The organism is Microcoleus sp. F10-B2, from assembly GCF_036704965.1.
Taxonomy (GTDB): Bacteria; Cyanobacteriota; Cyanobacteriia; order Cyanobacteriales; family Microcoleaceae; genus Microcoleus.
On sequence record NZ_JAUBTB010000004.1, the window covers coordinates 29,731 to 46,037 of the forward strand.

The 16,307-nt window shown below is 42.7% G+C and carries 19 protein-coding genes; 17 read left to right on the top strand and 2 right to left on the bottom strand.

What is annotated here, in order from left to right; translation table 11 throughout:
• The first annotated feature begins 4 nt into the window (after window positions 1-4).
• The 13 genes from QUA99_RS02505 (at window position 5) to QUA99_RS02565 (ending at window position 8,905) form a co-directional block, all read left to right on the top strand.
• Window positions 5-580: a Uma2 family endonuclease gene (locus QUA99_RS02505; RefSeq protein WP_333239525.1), complete on the top strand. Its 576-nt coding sequence runs from the start codon at window positions 5-7 to the stop codon at window positions 578-580.
• A 90-nt stretch (window positions 581-670) separates the two neighbouring features.
• Complete coding sequence (locus tag QUA99_RS02510; RefSeq protein WP_333239569.1) at window positions 671-2,017, top strand: DNA phosphorothioation system restriction enzyme; 1,347 nt, start codon at window positions 671-673, stop codon at window positions 2,015-2,017.
• 85 nt (window positions 2,018-2,102) lie between these two features.
• Window positions 2,103-2,378, top strand: coding sequence for a hypothetical protein (locus tag QUA99_RS02515; RefSeq protein ID WP_333239527.1), 276 nt, complete (start codon window positions 2,103-2,105; stop codon window positions 2,376-2,378).
• Window positions 2,375-4,441, top strand: coding sequence for an AAA family ATPase (locus tag QUA99_RS02520; protein WP_333239529.1), 2,067 nt, complete (start codon window positions 2,375-2,377; stop codon window positions 4,439-4,441). Before QUA99_RS02515 ends, QUA99_RS02520 begins: the two co-directional genes overlap by 4 nt.
• Window positions 4,431-5,087, top strand: coding sequence for a Uma2 family endonuclease (locus QUA99_RS02525; RefSeq protein WP_333239531.1), 657 nt, complete (start codon window positions 4,431-4,433; stop codon window positions 5,085-5,087). The genes QUA99_RS02520 and QUA99_RS02525 overlap by 11 nt, the downstream gene beginning before the upstream one ends.
• Window positions 5,088-5,136: 49 nt before the next feature.
• Window positions 5,137-5,790, top strand: coding sequence for a Uma2 family endonuclease (locus tag QUA99_RS02530; RefSeq protein ID WP_333239533.1), 654 nt, complete (start codon window positions 5,137-5,139; stop codon window positions 5,788-5,790).
• 12 nt (window positions 5,791-5,802) lie between these two features.
• Window positions 5,803-6,123, top strand: coding sequence for a nucleoside triphosphate pyrophosphohydrolase (locus QUA99_RS02535; RefSeq protein WP_333239535.1), 321 nt, complete (start codon window positions 5,803-5,805; stop codon window positions 6,121-6,123).
• Between the two features lie 88 nt (window positions 6,124-6,211).
• Window positions 6,212-6,682: a DNA phosphorothioation-associated protein 4 gene (locus QUA99_RS02540; RefSeq protein ID WP_333077092.1), complete on the top strand. Its 471-nt coding sequence runs from the start codon at window positions 6,212-6,214 to the stop codon at window positions 6,680-6,682.
• 10 nt (window positions 6,683-6,692) lie between these two features.
• A complete protein-coding gene (locus QUA99_RS02545; RefSeq protein WP_333239537.1) occupies window positions 6,693-7,739 on the top strand; it encodes an endonuclease/exonuclease/phosphatase family protein in 1,047 nt (348 codons plus the stop codon).
• A gap of 157 nt (window positions 7,740-7,896) precedes the next feature.
• Window positions 7,897-8,085: a DUF6888 family protein gene (locus QUA99_RS02550; RefSeq protein WP_333077086.1), complete on the top strand. Its 189-nt coding sequence runs from the start codon at window positions 7,897-7,899 to the stop codon at window positions 8,083-8,085.
• Window positions 8,072-8,287: a DUF6887 family protein gene (locus QUA99_RS02555; RefSeq protein ID WP_333111772.1), complete on the top strand. Its 216-nt coding sequence runs from the start codon at window positions 8,072-8,074 to the stop codon at window positions 8,285-8,287. Before QUA99_RS02550 ends, QUA99_RS02555 begins: the two co-directional genes overlap by 14 nt.
• Window positions 8,288-8,316: 29 nt before the next feature.
• Window positions 8,317-8,553 (top strand): hypothetical protein, encoded by a 237-nt coding sequence (locus tag QUA99_RS02560; protein ID WP_333025532.1) that lies wholly within the window; start codon window positions 8,317-8,319, stop codon window positions 8,551-8,553.
• A complete protein-coding gene (locus QUA99_RS02565; RefSeq protein ID WP_333239539.1) occupies window positions 8,546-8,905 on the top strand; it encodes a type II toxin-antitoxin system RelE/ParE family toxin in 360 nt (119 codons plus the stop codon). The genes QUA99_RS02560 and QUA99_RS02565 overlap by 8 nt, the downstream gene beginning before the upstream one ends.
• Window positions 8,906-9,003: 98 nt before the next feature.
• On the opposite strand, the gene QUA99_RS02570 is transcribed toward QUA99_RS02565, so the two are convergent.
• Window positions 9,004-10,596, bottom strand: a complete 1,593-nt coding sequence (locus QUA99_RS02570; protein ID WP_333239541.1) for a DGQHR domain-containing protein — start codon at window positions 10,594-10,596, stop codon at window positions 9,004-9,006.
• Window positions 10,597-10,843: 247 nt separating this feature from the next.
• Between QUA99_RS02570 and dndB the strand changes: the two genes are divergently transcribed.
• On the top strand, window positions 10,844-11,980 hold the full coding sequence (dndB, locus tag QUA99_RS02575) for a DNA sulfur modification protein DndB (protein WP_333239543.1): 1,137 nt from the start codon (window positions 10,844-10,846) through the stop codon (window positions 11,978-11,980).
• A 31-nt stretch (window positions 11,981-12,011) separates the two neighbouring features.
• Here dndB and QUA99_RS02580 read toward each other — a convergent pair whose 3' ends face one another.
• Window positions 12,012-12,623 carry a hypothetical protein gene (locus QUA99_RS02580; protein WP_333239545.1) on the bottom strand — a complete coding sequence of 204 codons (612 nt, stop codon included), beginning with the start codon at window positions 12,621-12,623 and terminating at the stop codon, window positions 12,012-12,014.
• Between the two features lie 218 nt (window positions 12,624-12,841).
• Between QUA99_RS02580 and QUA99_RS02585 the strand changes: the two genes are divergently transcribed.
• The 3 genes from QUA99_RS02585 (at window position 12,842) to QUA99_RS02595 (ending at window position 16,242) form a co-directional block, all read left to right on the top strand.
• On the top strand, window positions 12,842-13,810 hold the full coding sequence (locus QUA99_RS02585; RefSeq protein WP_333239547.1) for an HNH endonuclease: 969 nt from the start codon (window positions 12,842-12,844) through the stop codon (window positions 13,808-13,810).
• A 22-nt stretch (window positions 13,811-13,832) separates the two neighbouring features.
• Entirely contained in the window at window positions 13,833-15,548 is a 1,716-nt protein-coding gene (gene dndC, locus QUA99_RS02590) for a DNA phosphorothioation system sulfurtransferase DndC (protein WP_333239549.1), read from the top strand.
• 130 nt (window positions 15,549-15,678) lie between these two features.
• Window positions 15,679-16,242, top strand: a complete 564-nt coding sequence (locus QUA99_RS02595) for a GxxExxY protein (RefSeq protein WP_333239551.1) — start codon at window positions 15,679-15,681, stop codon at window positions 16,240-16,242.
• Window positions 16,243-16,307: the final 65 nt, after the last annotated feature.

Sequence of the window (16,307 nt, forward strand, 5' to 3'; positions counted from 1 at the left end):
GCTTATGGTAACGTCAATTCAGTCTCCGTCAAAGATTTCTCTGGAAGAGTTTCTGCTGCTTCCAGAAACTAAGCCGGCTAGCGAGTATGTTGATGGTGAAATTTCTCAAAAAGATATGCCCCAAGGAAAACACAGCACGTTACAATTCGAGTTTCCATCTGTTATTAATCGAGTTGGCAAGCCGCAGAAATTAGCTTATGCGTTTCCAGAATTGCGCTGTACTTTTGGGGGACGTTCTATTGTTCCAGATATAGCAGTGTTCGAGTGGCCGCGGATTCCTCTGAATTCTCAGGGAAAAATTGAAAATAGGTTTGAAATTGCTCCGGATTGGACAATTGAGATTTTATCGCCAGAGCAAAGTTCAAGTCGCGTAATTAATAAGATTCTGTTTTGCCTCAAAAATCACACTAAATTGGGTTGGATGATTGACCCGGAAGAAGAATTGGTAATTGTTTTTAAACCGCAGCAAGAACCTGAGATTAAGGAGAATGAAGATATTTTACCTGTGCTCGATGTGCTGTCGGATTTGCAACTGTCGGCGGATGATTTGTTTGGGCTGTTAAGTTTCGATCGCCCGTGAGTTAAAGTTGAGTATAGGGAATTTTGCATCTAACGGCATTTAAAGGTGAATCGCTCAACGGCTAATAATTCGCAATTTGGGTTTCCGAAAATGCCGCCATCGCTGCAATTGCGACAGTATCAGCGAGTGGCGGTTGCTAATTGGTTTGCGAATCAGGGACGCGGTACGCTGAAGATGGCGACGGGTAGCGGCAAGACGATTACTGCGCTGGCGATCGCCACTGAATTATACAATAAAATTAACCTGCAAGTCCTGCTCGTAATTTGCCCTTACTGCCACCTGGTGAATCAGTGGGCGCGGGAATCCGAGAAATTTTGTTTAAAACCTATTTTGGCTTTTGATAGCGCCCGCAGTTGGCAGAATAAGCTGGCTGCGGGTTTGTATGAAGTGCGATCTGGCGAGCGAGCATTTCTCACAATCATCACTACCAATGCTACCTTAATGGGAGATAGTTTGCAATCCCAACTGCGCTATTTCCCCGAAAAAACCCTGATTATTGGAGACGAAGTTCACAACTTAGGTGCGCCCCGTTTAGGAGAAAGTTTGCCGCGCAATATTGGACTGCGACTCGCCCTTTCCGCCACCCCAGAAAGGCATTTCGACGAACAAGGAACCGAAGCTATTTTAGATTATTTCGGCCCAGTTTTGCAGCCGGAACTCACCTTAGCCGACGCCATCCGCCAAAAAGCATTAGTACATTATTTATACTATCCGATTTTAGTAGAATTGACCGAAGCCGAAACCCGCAAATACTCCTACTTAACTAAAAAAATTGGCTGGGCGCTTTGGGGCGATGAAAAAGTAGAAGAAAATGATGCTTTAACAACTTTATTAATGCAGCGAGCCCGGTTAATTGGGGCAGCGGCTAATAAATTAACAGCTTTGCGAGAATTAATGATTCACCGTCTCGACACAGCCCATACTTTATTTTACTGCGGCGACGGTGCGATCGAAGGAAGTGCGCGCCGAAATAACAACCGCCAACTAACAGAAACCGCGAAGTTATTGGGTTCAGAATTAGGCTACCGAGTGAACACTTATACGGCGGCAACTCCTTTAGCAGAAAGAGAACGATTGCGCCAGCAATTTGAGAGTGGAGAATTGCAAGGTTTAGTGGCGATTCGCTGTTTGGATGAAGGCGTTGATATTCCGGCAATTCGCAATGCTGTAATTTTAGCAAGCAGCAGCAACCCGCGCCAGTTTATTCAGCGCCGGGGACGGATTTTGCGGCCGCATCCGGGGAAGGAAAGGGCAACTTTATTTGACATGATAGTTTTGCCTCCAGATTTAGGTCGGGAAACCTTAGAAGTCGAGCGCAATTTGCTGCGAAAAGAGTTGAAGCGGTTCTTGGAATTTGCCGATTTAGCCGACAATGCTGGGGAAGCTAGAGTTAAATTGCTGCAACTTCAGAGGCGTTACGGGCTATTAGACATTTGACATTTATTAAGGTTCGGTTTATGTTTGAGAATAGAGAATTATTCGATCGCAGTTTGAGCTGCTAGTTTTTAATATTTGAAAAAAAATGACTGAAAATCTGCATGAAAATCTGATTGTGGCATTTAGATATGAAGATAGTGCGATCGTATCCGTACCGACAAGCATTTTAGCAGAAAAGCGTTCTTCTTATCAAACTCATCAAGAATTCAGCGACGTACAGCAACCTATTACTAGCGCGCCGCCCGAAGTTCGTCAAATTATTGAGCGGGTATTGGAAATTGAAAAAGATAAGTTGTACATGAGAGCTCCCCGCCACATTAACGATGACATTTTAAAAATCATTAAGGAAGCAATTGTATGAAGTTAATCTCTATTACTCTGTGCAACTTTCGTCAATTTTACGGTAAAAGTCCTGAAATTAAACTAGCTTGGGGTCGGCAAAATATTACAGTAATTCACGGGAATAACGGCGCAGGAAAAACGGCATTGATGAATGCCTTTACGTGGGTACTGTACGGAGAATTTAGCGCGGCTTTTGCGGCAGAAGAACAATTAGTAAACAAGCGCGCTCTGGCTGAGGCTGAAATGGGAAAAGCCGTAGGTTGTTGGGCGGAAATTGTGTTTGAACACGACAGCACGCGCTACCAAGCAAAACGCATCTGCCGTGCTTATAAAAGTGAAAATACTGTAGAACATGGCAAGGCTGAATTGTTTCTAACTGTAGCCAAAGATAACGGTCTGTGGCTGAAGCCGGATCAGCATCCCGATGATATTATCGGGCGGATTTTGCCGGAAAGTTTACATAAATATTTCTTTTTTGATGGGGAGCGAATCGAGCAAATTGTCCGCTATGACAAGAAGGCAGAAATTGCGGAAGCTACTAAGGAGTTGCTGGGGGTGGAAGTGTTGAATAGATCGATCCGGCATTTAGGAGAAGCGAAAAAATCTCTAGAGACAGATTTAAATATAATTGGGAATGCTGAAACGAAGAAACTTTTAAAAGACAAGCAAAAAAATGAGCAAGAAGCCGATAAACTTGCGAACAGACAAGTAGAAATTGAGCGGGAATTGGCCAACCAAGGAGAGTTAAAAAAAGCAGTTAATGGTAACTTGTTGGAACTTAGCGGTGCTGCGGATTTACAAAAGTTGCGAGACGAATTGGAAATGCAAAGAAGTTTATTTAAGCAACAAATTGTACAGGCGACAGATGCTCTAAAACGCTCAATATCTATGCGGGGTTATGGGGTATTTTTATCAAATGCGGCGGCTGAATTTGAAATAATAGTCGGGGATTTGCGGGAAGGTGGCTCGTTGCTTTCGGGGATTCAGCGACCGTTTTTGGAAGAGTTGTTAGCACAGCAGCGGTGTATCTGCGGTACGGAATTAGTGGAGGGTTCTGAGTCTCGCCAACAGGTTAGCGGTTGGATTGATAAGGCGGGTGTTGGCGATGTGGAAGAAACAACTATTCGGATTAGCGATCGGGTAAATGAAATTGATAGGCAAGTAACTGATTTTTGGGAGGAAATTGACCGACTACAAGGCAATATCAGCCGCGACAGAACCGAACTTTCTCGCGTGGAAAATCAGCTAGACGATATTCACAACAAGCTGCGGAATTTTCCTGACGGCGATGTCAGCCGCCTGCAAAAGCGCTTGGATGAAATTGAGGCAAAAATTGGCGATTTGCACCGGGAAACAGGCTCTAACCAGCAGCAGATTGAGAGTTTGAATGTGCAGGTGTCGGCTTTGGACAAGCAAATCGACAAACAGCAGCTAAACGAACAAAGGCAAGTATTAGCCCAGCGCCGGATTGCTGCGACTCAGGATGCGATCGATCGCCTAACTGAAGTGCGATCGCGCTTAGAAAAACAGTTTTGTTCTCAGTTGGAAAAGCGGGTGCAAGATATTTTCAGTCAGATTTCTTTTACTCCTTATATCCCCAAGTTGAGCGATAAATACGAACTGACGCTAGTAGAAAATACGTCTGGTAAAGAATCTTTAGTTGCCGCTTCTACAGGAGAAAATCAAATTCTCAGTTTGTCGTTTATCGGCGGAATTATTGAGGGTGTACGTGAGTGGAGTCAAAAAAATACTTTGATGGGCCCGGATAGCAGTACGTTTCCAATTGTGATGGATTCTCCCTTTGGCAGTTTGGACGAAATTTATCGCAAGCAAATCGCGAATAAGCTGCCGAAGTTGGCGAATCAATTGGTAGTTTTGGTAACTAAAACTCAGTGGCGCGGAGAAGTTGCTCAAGAGATGGAAAGTTGCATCGGCAGGGAATACGTGCTGGTGTACAATTCTCCGAAAGCTGATTGTGAAGAAGATGCGATCGAACTTGGCGGGACGCGCTATCCTTTAGTTAGGCGCAGTCCCAATGAATTTGAATATACAGAAATTGTAGAGGTGGATTATGTCTTCTAATTCGGCAATTACGCAAGCTTTGGAAACGGATATTTGGGTGAAAGCGACATGGGAAGAGTTTCTGAATTTTGCTGAGGATTCAGCATGGGAGAAGGGCAAGTTTTATTACTATCAAGAACACATGAGGGTAGAAATGTCACCAGTAGGGCCATTGCACGCGCGTCATAATTCAATCATCCCGTATGTAGTTATTCTGTTTGCAACATTGAGAAATATCCGAGTAGTTCAATTTGCTAATGCCAGTTTTAGGAAAGCAGGTATTCGCGAGTTTCAACCCGATCTAGCTTACTACATCGGTTCAGATTTGAGAGTTCCTCCTAATGACAGCAATTCACCTGTTGATTTGGATGAATACGATCCGCCTAATTTGGTAATTGAAATTGGGGCATCTTCTTTTAACGATGATTTGGGCAGTAAGCGGTTGCTTTACGAAAATGCAGGAATTAGTGAATATTGGGTTGAACGTGCAAACACGCGGGAGGTTTTTGCGTTTGCGATTAATGGCGGAGGTAGCGGGAGAATTCAAGAGTCGCGGGTCTTACCAGGGCTAGAAATTGCGTTAGTTGAGGAAGCTTTGAATCACAGTCAAACGCAAGATGATGGGGAAATTAATCGCTGGTTGATTCAAACTTTTAGTCAAGGTTGAATGGAGTTTGACGTGGAACTTGAATATACAGAAATTGTAGAGGTGGATTATGGCTTCTAATTCGGCAATTACGCAAGCTTTGGAAACAGATATTTGGATGAAGGCGACGTGGGAAGAGTTTCTAAATTTTGCTGAGGATTCAGCATGGGAAAAGGGCAAGTTTTATTATTATCAAGGACACATGAGGGTAGAAATGTCACCAGTAGGGCCATTGCACGGGCGTCATAATTCAGTAGTTTCGAGAGTTGTCAATTTTTATACTGCTTTTAGAAATATCCGAATAGTCGAGTTAATTAATGCCAGTTTTCGCAAAACAGGTATTCGGGAATTTCAACCTGATTTGTCTTATTATATAGGTGCCGATTTTGAATTGCCTCCTCGCACCAATACGCCAATTAATTTGGATGTGTTTGCACCTCCAGCTTTAGTGGTGGAAATAGGATCGTCTTCTAGTGCCGATGATTTGGGAGTAAAGCGCTTAATTTACGAACATTCTGACGTTCAAGAATATTGGGCTGCAAATGCAAATACGAATGCTGTATTTGCATTTGCTATTACTGCGGGAGGGAGTGGGATCATTCAAAATTCACTGGTTTTACCGGGCTTAGAAATAGCGTTAGTTGAGGAAGCTTTGAACCGGAGTCAAACAGAAGATGACGGGGAAATTAATCGCTGGTTGATTCAAACTTTTAGTCAAGGTTGAAGGGAGTTTGACGTGGAAAAAGAGTATCATAAGTTGGTGCGCGATCGCATTCCTGAAATTATTCGCCAAAGTGGGAATGAATGCGAGGTTGTAATTTTGTCGGAGGCAGAATACCGTCAAGCTTTGCGGCAGAAATTGATTGAAGAAGCGGGGGAAGTGGCAGAGGCCCACGAGGAAGATTTGGTGGCGGAATTGGCTGATTTGTATGAGGTGATAGATGCGGTGATGGCGAGTTTTGGCATTTCGGGCGATCGACTTTTGGCCGAACAAATCAAGCGGCGGGAAGCCAGAGGAGGTTTTGCCCAAAAAATTATGTTGTTGCGGACATTCTGAAAATTATCTGCGTTAATCTGTGTTTATCTGCCTCAAATCTGCGGTTACTCTATCAAATTACTCACTTAAAAATTACATATTAATCCCAATGGCTGCTAACAAAATTAGAATTGCTAAAGATAAAGCCGAGTTAGTCAAATCATTAACTTTATCGGATAACAACTCCGCGCCATTTCAGACTTACGCCGATGTCATCGCTTTCGCCGCATCCTTGGGAAATCAGCGGAAAAAACGATCGCCTTTGGGGGAAATTTCTAAACGAGAACCGGGTGCGATAGATGTTGATATTTTTGTATCGAGGGGTTACGATATGGCGATTAAATTAATTGCGATCGCCGAAACCAAAAATCCTCAAATTCTCTCCCATCTAGACGAAAAATTGGAAGCAGAACGCTTGCAAATTTTTGAAGAATATGCTAATGGTGGACTGGAAATTTTGCGCGAAGAGTTGCGGGGCGCGGCGGATTATACCGATCGCCTGTTGTTAGTTTTGATTTCAGAAAGAGACAACCAACATCGGTCAAATGAAGAATTCGATTTAAGCAAGTTTTTATTTTAATAGGTTCCCAATGAAGCACATCCCAAAAAATATAATCAAGAGATGCTTAAAGGCATCTGCAAAATTTCTTGCTTACAGTTACTCAGCATTTATTATCTGCTATTTCCTTCTCAAACTAATCTTTTGGGATAGAATAGGAATTATTGCCTTAATTAGCACTTTTAGCCCATTAATTTTCTTCCCAACTTTCCTGCTTCCCATCATCGGCTGGTTAATCATCAAAAAAAGATGGTTCACTGTTATTTCTGCGATCGCCTGCCTTCTGCTAATAAGTTGGCTGCACGTCAAATACTTTAGCCCACAACCAATAAACATCACAAATTCGCAGCCCACCATCAAAGTTTTATCTCACAACCTCAGTTGGTATAAAACGCAGTCACCTACTTTACTAAAACTGATTAACCAGCAAAAACCCGATATTATCTTTTTACAAGAAATCGTTAAGAAACATACCCAAAGAGTTTTTACCTGGTTAAAAGGAGACTACCCATATCAAATTGGAACTCACCCTGTAGGAATTCTCAGTAAATATCCAATTGTATCTAGCGAAATACTGCACTTAGCGAACCATCCAGAAACACAGCAGCGGGCAATTATTAAATTTAACGAACAAGAAGTAGTGATTTATAATATGCAAGCTACCGGGCCGTGGTTGAAACTATCTAAAAAATGGCGTTTTCTCAAAATTCCAGTTTACAAATATGACAAACGATCGCCTGAAATTCAAGACTTAGTGCAGCGAGTTGAGCGAGAAACTCTGCCAGTAATTGTCGCGGGCGATTTTAATATGACAGACGAAACTCAAGACTATGACAGGGTGCAGAAAGTCATGCAAGATTCTTTCCGAAAATCTGGATTTGGGTTTGGTTTTACCTGGCCTCACGGTTGGGAACTTAAATTCTTGGTAAAAAAGTCGAATTGGAGATTAAATTATCCGGTTTTCCGGATTGATTATATTTGGTATTCCCAGCATTGGGGTGCTAAATCGAGTTCCGTTTTGGAGGCAACCGAGTCGGATCATTTGCCTGTAGCAGCAGAACTTATTTTGTTGAAATAAAGCGGTATAATGTATGTAAATTGAGAGGGAAACTTTGGTAAAATCGCGATCTGTAGTATTTTTATAGCGACAAAAATTGCTAAAAGTGATAATAGAAATATGCAAGTTTCCTTAAGCTATATGTTAAAATAAGTATTAGGTGGAGTGATTGACCTCAATGCCTACTGCTGCCCAGCTAGAGAGTTTATATCGCATCAGTTATCAACTGACCTACACGATGCTTCAGCCTATACATCTGATTTGTGTTGACGATCGCACTCGTAACGTATACATATTGGCTGGGTACGATGAAGAGCTTGAGTTCCAGATTTTACCCAATGGGGAGTTTGCTGATGAGCCAAGTTAACTATAATGCAATGTCGAATACTGAATTAAAACAGTATTTTCTTAAACATCGTGGAAATCGAGCCGCTTTTCAGGCGTACTTGGACAGAATCAATCAGCATCCGCTGAGGATTATTGCAAGTCCCAGCGATCCAGATTTTGATGAGAAAGTTCAAGCTGCAATCCGTCGCAAATTAGAAGCGGCAAGAAGTCGCAGCAGTTAGCCATCTAATAAAATTGAGAGGCACACCCCATGCAAATTAACCTCACCATTACCGATCGCTTAGAACAGCAACTTCTTGAGAAAGCTAGCCAACTCAACCTGCCGATCGAAACCCTGATTTTGCAATCCCTACGCCAACTGTTTCAAGAAGACGAAGAAGATATATCTAAAGAAGATATCCTTAACAGCCTTCGGATTGCGCTTCAGGAAGTAGAAGACGGCAAAGTTCACCCCATCGCAGAACTTTGGGATGGTATTGATGTCTGAACCACCCAGCATTCAGGTTCTGTTTGCAGATCAATTCAAGCGCCAACTCCGAACCCTCGCCAAACGCTATCGCCAAATTCAAACCGACTTGCAACCTCTCCTACAGCAGTTGCAAGCAGGCGAATGTCCAGGCGATCGCATTTCCGGTACGGGCTACACCGTATTCAAAGTAAGAGCCAAAAACAGCGACATCAGTAAAGGAAAAAGTGGAGGCTATCGCATTATTTATCAAGTCACATCAACCACTTGTTTCATCTTGCTCATCATCTATGCCAAATCTGAGCAAGAAACGGTCGCCGTTGAAGAAATCAATGACATTATCGATAGCTTCCGCAATCAGCAACAATCATAATCAAGAAATAACGTTAACTAGGATCGAAATTTAGGGATCGCGCTTTAAAATACTCCTAAATTTCAATCCCTGACTGGTGCAGATATCAGCATAAAAAATTAGCTAAGCACTGGCGGCAATCCTACCTCTTGCGGCTGCACAAATCGGCCGTTAAAACTAATAGCTTTATCCTCAAAAGTTCTCGCTTCCGCTACCGCTTGCCGCAAATGAGCTCGCTCCATATCGTCCTGAATTCCCCCTACCAAATATACAATTAACTTCGTCGCTAAATCCTTTCCAGAAACTAGCACTCGCTTTTTGTTCGGATCGTACAAAATCCCGTACCAGGCAGACTCAGGATTGTCCATGTGGCTAAATCCTTCATCGACATCGAATCTGCGGAGTTTGTCGAAAATAGATTTCAGGGAAAGTTTCTTTCTAAATACTAAAATTCCCAAAGCATTAGCTAAAGCAATTTGACCGACTGGACGGAACAAAATATTTCCCTCGCCCCCTGGCTTTTCAAAACTAAATCGGCGCAATTCTGCCGTTTCTTCGCCGCTTTCAATTCTTTGATAGCTGGGTAAAGTTGCTAAATGATCGAACAATTTTTTAAACTCTTCAATTCCCTCTTTTAGTTCTTCATCTTCGGGACGCATGGGAATTAAACCTTTTCGTTCCGGCTTCCAATGAGGGAATTTGTATTCTAAATACCGTTCGGACATATCTTGCAGCGCTTGCAATGTGGTTAGGACTGTTGATTTTGCTGCGACTGTGGCGCTGTCCCAATTGACGCGGGGGTTTCTGTCATCTTGTTCTTTTAATAAAGGATGGGTGACGGCAATTTTTCGGGCGGCGATCGCAAATCCGTTATCCTCGTTCAATAATGCTAGCTGGCCCTGACTCAGCGTTACCGCCATGAGGTTAACGTGCACAAAGATCGATCGCACGCGCCGTTGTGCTTGCTGCCGCGTTTCCCCCGCTACCGCCGCCGGGATAAACTCAATCCCGATTTTTTCGTGAGCTAATTTATACACTGTTTCGGGGTCGATTTGATACTCTTCTGCTAAATCTTCCAGAGTTATTGCAGCGCCGACAGGTTTTTTATTTTTGTTGTATCTTTGCAGGATTCCGGTTTTAATTAAACTCATTAAACCTTGAACTCCCATCAGCCGATGCTGGCCGTCTAAGGCAAAAATCAACACTTCTTTAGAAACATTCAAAAGCCCTAAGTTCTCGTTTTTATCAAAGGATGTAAATTCAGTCGCGGATTTGGTTGCTATGCCATTTTTATCCCATTCCTCGGCTAGAGGATTGTCTACCCACGGGGGACTGACTACTACTAAAACTGCGGGGAATTTGTGCGATTTTCGGGCGGCTAAGTATTGAGTGAGGGCTGCTTGGCGCGACCAATCTAAGGGACGCTGGATAATTTCGTCAATGGTTTCGTCGTCGCGGACGATGTTGTTGGTTTGGAGGTCGAATTTTTGGCGGAAAAGCGGCATTTGGGAGGCGAAACGGACGCGAGAGTCTAACCATTCTAGGGTGACTGAACCGATGTATGCTTCGCTGTTTCCCATCTGGGTTTTTTGTACGAAAATGCGATCGTCCTTTCCTAAATAATTATCTAATAAAAGTGCGATTTCCTGTCTGTCGCTATTTTCTTTTTCTAATATTTTACTAGCGAGGTCATCCGCTGGGCTGGTAGTCATTGGCTGTTTTTATATAATTAGGCTATTTTTCAAAAATATCATGAGTTAAAAATTATGTCAACTCTTGTTTTTTAAAAATTTTTGTGAAATACTTGAGTTATCGAAGAAAAGTCCCGACTGCTTATCATATTTATTGCACGATGTCAAGGATTTATTTATTTAAACCGCAGATGAACGCAGATAGACGCAGATAAGAGTTATTCATCTGCGGAAAGTTGGCGTGTATCTGCGGTTTCACAAAAAAAATATGTCTACTCCTTCTTTTGAATACATTTTGCCGGTGATCCGGGGAATTCAAGCGGGCCGCGAATATTACGTGTCGATGTGTCCGGTGCGTTTTTTGCCGAAATTGTTTCCCTTTGAATCTGAAGATTTGCCGCCGTCTATGCGGGCGAAACGCGCGCTTAACAAAGCTAGGATTCCCGAAATAGCTGATTATTTTGTTAAGAATCCTACAAATTATACTTGTGGGGCAATTGCTGCTTCGATTGATGCGGATATTACTTTTGAAGCTGTGGGAAATGAGGCAGAGGAACGGAAAATCGGTCGCTTGCGGGTGCCGATGGATGCTAAGTTTACTATTAATGACGGACAGCATCGTCGGGCGGCTTTTGAGATGGCTTTGAGGGAAAATCCACAGTTGGGATATGAGACGGTGGCGCTGATTTTGTTTCTCGATATTGGGTTGGAAAAATCGCAGCAGATGTTTGCTGATTTGAATAATTTTCAAGTTCCTTTGGAGTCGTCGCTAAGTGTACTTTACAACCACCGGGACGATCGCGCTTTTGTGGTGAAGGCTGTTGTTAAGCAGGTTGAGGTTTTCCGGTGTTTGACTGAGATGGAGAGGGGGAGTTTGAACGGGCGATCGCACAAATTGTTTGCGCTGAGTGCGATCGATCGTGCTATTATGGCTTTGCTGTCTAATATTCACCGCAGCGAACAGCCAAAACCCTCTGGTTCTCGCACCAAAAAAGAACAGAAAGAGGAAGAAATTGCTCAAAAAATACAACTGGCGGTTAGTTATTGGAATGCGGTTAGCAGTTTTATTCCAGATTGGCAATTAGTTCTGCACAAGCAAGTGGCGGCGGGGGAAATGCGCCGGGATTGCGTGCACTGTCACAGTGTTGTGCTTGAAAGTTTGGGGGAAGTTGGGGCGGCTTTGCGATCGGTTTTTCCTGAGAGTTGGGAGGAACGTTTGAGCCTTTTGCAGCAGGTTGATTGGTCGATTTCTAATCCTGATTGGGATGGAGGGATTTTGTTGAAAGGGGGGATTTCTAAGTCGAGGGCGAGTGTTAGTTGGATGAGTGATTATTTGAAGATGAAGTTGGGTTTGGAAATCGCAGATACAGCAGAGGCGGGACGCCCGTGCCACCTGCGTTTGTAATTGCAGCGCCAAAATGCCTCCAAAAACTAGGCTAATTAAAATAGCGTCTGAATGGTTCTGCAAGAATGCCCAAGATTTGGTCTAGCTGAGTAATAAAATATTCAGTCAAATCAATTTTTAACAACTGATTTTCTAGAATTAGGAATTTCCAGTTTGTACCAGTTGAAACTGCTCCATAAATTGCGGATTGTTCTTGCCCTTTGCGGGCATTAAATATTTGAGCTGCTGCCATCTGAGCCGCACACTGTCCCAATCCTATTCTAATATCGTTGTCTTTGGCTTCCACTAATGTCAAGACTGGGGCTGTAACTAATGATTGATTGCTCGATGCGCTGAGGAGGAAGTCACAAGCCCCGGTTAATCCTTTGCTCTCTTCTACGTTAAATGTGTTGCCGGAAAAGTAGCCAATTTTGTTGTTGAAAGTGCGCCGTATTTCGAGTAGAATGGGGGTAATGATTAATTCCGATCGAGCTTTTTCGGTGCTGATACTTGAGGCTAAGTCTAAAGCTTCGTCTAGAGTTTCTTTGAGGCGTTCTGAAGGTGCGAGGGGGCTAATTTGGCTGAATAAGTGGGGAATGTCTTCAACGGTTAGATCCAGGGTTGAGACGGCTTGGTCGATGGTTTTGAAGTCGCTGTAGGACATATTTGATTTGGGGGGTGAGAGATGATTTTTTTAACCGCAGATGCACGCGGACAGTGATATAATTATCTCCTGTATAGGCTATAAAATTAATTTTTAGTCTGCTGACACTGCTTAAATTGTCTAGTTTCTGCGTTATGGTTTTGCCTGCGCTTAACTTTTTGTTGACAAGAGTGTAAAATTTCCGGTCGGATTTTATTTAATCATAGCGGGAGGAGAAAATGACTACTGGAGAAGAGTCCCCAAATAAGAATTTAGCATACTATCGCCAACGTTTTGCAGCTCTTAATGTAAATAATACACGCCAACGTGGCCAAGCTAATCATAAGCCAATATTACTATTGTCAATCATCGATCTAATTGCTCAAGGAATAATTAGGGAAAATCGAATTTATGTTTCGGATGCCTTGGTTAAAACATTTAACAAGTATTGGGAAATTTTAGGTTCTGACTCTCACAATCGTGGTTTGTACTATCCATTTTGGCATTTGGAAGGTGATGGATTCTGGCATAAAACCTTGAAATCGGGATTTAACGGTTCAAAGCCTAAAACAACTAACAAGCTAAGAGAAGCTGTAGAATACGGTAGTTGGGATAATGAATTATTCGATTTACTCCAAGACCAAAATTCTAGAGCGGAACTAATAGATACACTGGTTGCTAAATGGTTTTCATCAAATAGAGACGATATTGGAGAGATATTGCAGGTCAATCAAGAGTTTGAAAATGTTAGTCACACAGAAAGAGAAATGTCGGCTACAGCCGAAGTTACTGACGGAGAACCGAGATTTTATTTAACAAAATCTGCTGTTAGAAATGCTTTTTTCAGGAAAGCAGTAGTACATACATATGATTACAAGTGTGCATTTTGTCGATTGAAAGTTATCAGAAATCTAACTCAAAATATTGTAGATGGATCACATATTAAGCCATTTTCAAAGTTTTATGATAATCAAATTAATAATGGGATATCATTGTGCAAAAATCATCATTGGGCTTTTGACCAGGGTTGGTTTGCTATAGATGATAATTACAGAATTATCGTCGCTAATGACTTAGAAGAGGAATCCCCCAATGCCAGATGTATGAAAGATTTTCATAGTGAAACTATTCTCCTGCCCACTTCCGACCAAGATTTACCAAGACTTGAATCGCTAGAATGGCATCGGCGGAATGTATTTAGAGCTTAATAAAGTAACTGAGGTTGAAGACATGACAGAAACAATGCTACCACTTTTTCCACCCCGTACCGTTAGGGACTTAGTGGAAGAAATAAAAAAATTAAGTCAAGAAATTAGAGATTTATATTGTTTAGATGATCTACCTTGGGTTTTAGGATATTCCGGTGGGAAAGACAGCACTGCGGTAGTGCAGCTTATCTGGTATGCAATAGCAGAATTACCACCTGAAAAAAGGACGAAAAAAATTTATGTAATTACCACAGATACACTGGTAGAGAACCCGATAGTTTCTACTTGGGTACGTCAGTCATTAAAACAGATGAAGTCTGCGGCTATAAAACAGCAGCTCCCAATAGAGCCTCATATGCTTTATCCAGATGTCAAAGATACTTTCTGGGTCAACTTGATGGGAAAAGGCTACCCAGCACCGAGACATGGATTTCGCTGGTGTACTGAACGCCTGAAAATTCTTCCTTCTAATCGGTTTGTTCGTGATATGGTGAGAATCAATGGAGAAGTAATTCTTATATTGGGTACTCGCAAAGCTGAAAGCATTAAACGCGCTGTTTCAATGGAGAAACATGAAATAGGTCGCATGAGTGACCGTCTAAATGATAAATCTAGTTCCATTAAATCTCTGCTTTATCAGAGTCCTAGTCTGCCTAATTCCCTAATTTATAGTCCGATAGAAGATTGGCGAACTGATGAAGTCTGGATTTATCTAAATCAGTGGCCTAATCCTTGGGAAAATAGCAACAAAGATTTATTTACCATGTATCGAGGCGCAACAGCAGACAATGAATGTCCTTTAGTTGTCGATACGTCTACACCTAGCTGTGGCAGTTCTCGCTTTGGCTGCTGGGTTTGCACAATGGTAAGCCAAGACAAATCTATGGAGGCAATGATTCAAAACGATGAGGAAAAAGAATGGATGCAGCCTCTCCTCGATATTCGCAACGAATTAGACATAAAAGACGATCGCCCAAAAAGAGACTTCCGACGCATCTACGGTAGAGTAGAACTGTTTGAACGCAACATGGGCGACGACACAACCTCCGTCGAACCCATCCCAGGGCCCTACACCAAATTCTGGCGAGAACACTGGCTGAGACGAGTCTTGGAAGCACAAACCCAAATCCGCAAAACCGCACCCCTAGAAATGCGCGACATCACCTTAATTACCCCAGAAGAACTTAGCGAAATCCGCCGCATTTGGCTGGAAGAAAAGCACGAATTCGACGATTCTTTACCCCGGATTTACGAAGAAGTCACGGGCGAACCTTTTGAAGATTCCCGTCCCGCCGCTGAAAGAAAACTCCTCGGTAGCGATGAATGGGCTGCGATCGAAGAGATTTGCAGTGAGGACAAAATGCACCTCGAATTGATGGCAAAACTCCTCGATACAGAACGCCAATACTACACGAAACCCCGCCGTACAGGCATTTACGCGGATTTGGACAAATGCTTTGAAACCAGTTCGCGATCGAAGGAAGAAGCAATTGGCAACGCCCACTATCAACGCAATTTAAAAAAAGCGGTGGAAGATATTAAAGCAAATCCGACGGAAAACATTCAGCAATTCAAAGATGCGATCGCCCAAACCAACAGTTCCGCCAAAAACGATACCGTTGATATTGCCAAACTTAAAGAAGAACTCGAAAGCAACAGCAATCAAAGCAGACAGCTATCTTGGGCAGACATCAAATTTTCACCGCCCCATTCAGGAGGGGAAAAACCTAGCGATTAGCACGCACTAGCCTGCGGTTAAACCCAAACTTGTTGACAGCCACCCCGCCGAGCGATCGGATACAATAGGCTGTCAACTAACCTCATTATTACCCAACCCTTATCGTTTAAATTACAAAATTTTTACGACCATGATTAATCCTAATATTCCCCATCAGGATATTACATACAGCATCATCGGCTGTGCAATGAGAGTACACCGGAGGACGCAAAAAGGTTTAAGAGAAAAACATTACCAAAGAGCCTTTGAGGCAGAAATGATAGAATCCGGTTTAACAACAGAAATGGAGTATCCCCGACAAATTTACGACGGTGAAGTTTGGATGGGAATCCTCTATCTAGACCATTGGGTGAATCAAGGTATTGTAGTAGAGGATAAAGCCGTAAATTATCCAATGACCGATAAAGATAAAGCTCAAATAATAGCTTACGTAGCAGCTACAGGAGCGCAAGTAGGTTTATTTATAAACTTTGGACGCAGCAAATTAGAATATCACCGCATCCTCCCACCAAAATCTGTACAAGGTTGGCAGAAACATATTCAACCATACTTGTGGACGCCGAAAACAAGTGGCAGGGGTTGGACAAGAGGAAGTTCAGCAACCTATGAAGAAACAGATGCGGAACTCCCCTTACCTCCCAGCATTCCGCCCCAGAACCAGGAGGAAGATTCAACCGATGTGATTGATTGGTAGCAAAGGGGGGGGACGGTTAGCAACGGATTTTGTAACGGATGTAACGGATGATTAGTGGGTGATTA

Coding starts and splice junctions, on each gene's coding strand:
- QUA99_RS02580 (WP_333239545.1), bottom strand. CDS start 12,623: ATGTCCTACAGCGACTTCAAAACCATCGACCAAGCCGTCTCAACCCTG.
- QUA99_RS02505 (WP_333239525.1), top strand. CDS start 5: ATGGTAACGTCAATTCAGTCTCCGTCAAAGATTTCTCTGGAAGAGTTT.
- QUA99_RS02525 (WP_333239531.1), top strand. CDS start 4,431: ATGTCTTCTAATTCGGCAATTACGCAAGCTTTGGAAACGGATATTTGG.
- dndC (WP_333239549.1), top strand. CDS start 13,833: ATGACAGAAACAATGCTACCACTTTTTCCACCCCGTACCGTTAGGGAC.
- QUA99_RS02530 (WP_333239533.1), top strand. CDS start 5,137: ATGGCTTCTAATTCGGCAATTACGCAAGCTTTGGAAACAGATATTTGG.
- QUA99_RS02570 (WP_333239541.1), bottom strand. CDS start 10,596: ATGACTACCAGCCCAGCGGATGACCTCGCTAGTAAAATATTAGAAAAA.
- QUA99_RS02595 (WP_333239551.1), top strand. CDS start 15,679: ATGATTAATCCTAATATTCCCCATCAGGATATTACATACAGCATCATC.
- QUA99_RS02540 (WP_333077092.1), top strand. CDS start 6,212: ATGGCTGCTAACAAAATTAGAATTGCTAAAGATAAAGCCGAGTTAGTC.
- QUA99_RS02515 (WP_333239527.1), top strand. CDS start 2,103: ATGACTGAAAATCTGCATGAAAATCTGATTGTGGCATTTAGATATGAA.
- QUA99_RS02560 (WP_333025532.1), top strand. CDS start 8,317: ATGCAAATTAACCTCACCATTACCGATCGCTTAGAACAGCAACTTCTT.
- QUA99_RS02555 (WP_333111772.1), top strand. CDS start 8,072: ATGAGCCAAGTTAACTATAATGCAATGTCGAATACTGAATTAAAACAG.
- QUA99_RS02520 (WP_333239529.1), top strand. CDS start 2,375: ATGAAGTTAATCTCTATTACTCTGTGCAACTTTCGTCAATTTTACGGT.
- QUA99_RS02545 (WP_333239537.1), top strand. CDS start 6,693: ATGAAGCACATCCCAAAAAATATAATCAAGAGATGCTTAAAGGCATCT.
- QUA99_RS02510 (WP_333239569.1), top strand. CDS start 671: ATGCCGCCATCGCTGCAATTGCGACAGTATCAGCGAGTGGCGGTTGCT.
- QUA99_RS02550 (WP_333077086.1), top strand. CDS start 7,897: ATGCCTACTGCTGCCCAGCTAGAGAGTTTATATCGCATCAGTTATCAA.
- dndB (WP_333239543.1), top strand. CDS start 10,844: ATGTCTACTCCTTCTTTTGAATACATTTTGCCGGTGATCCGGGGAATT.
- QUA99_RS02565 (WP_333239539.1), top strand. CDS start 8,546: ATGTCTGAACCACCCAGCATTCAGGTTCTGTTTGCAGATCAATTCAAG.
- QUA99_RS02585 (WP_333239547.1), top strand. CDS start 12,842: ATGACTACTGGAGAAGAGTCCCCAAATAAGAATTTAGCATACTATCGC.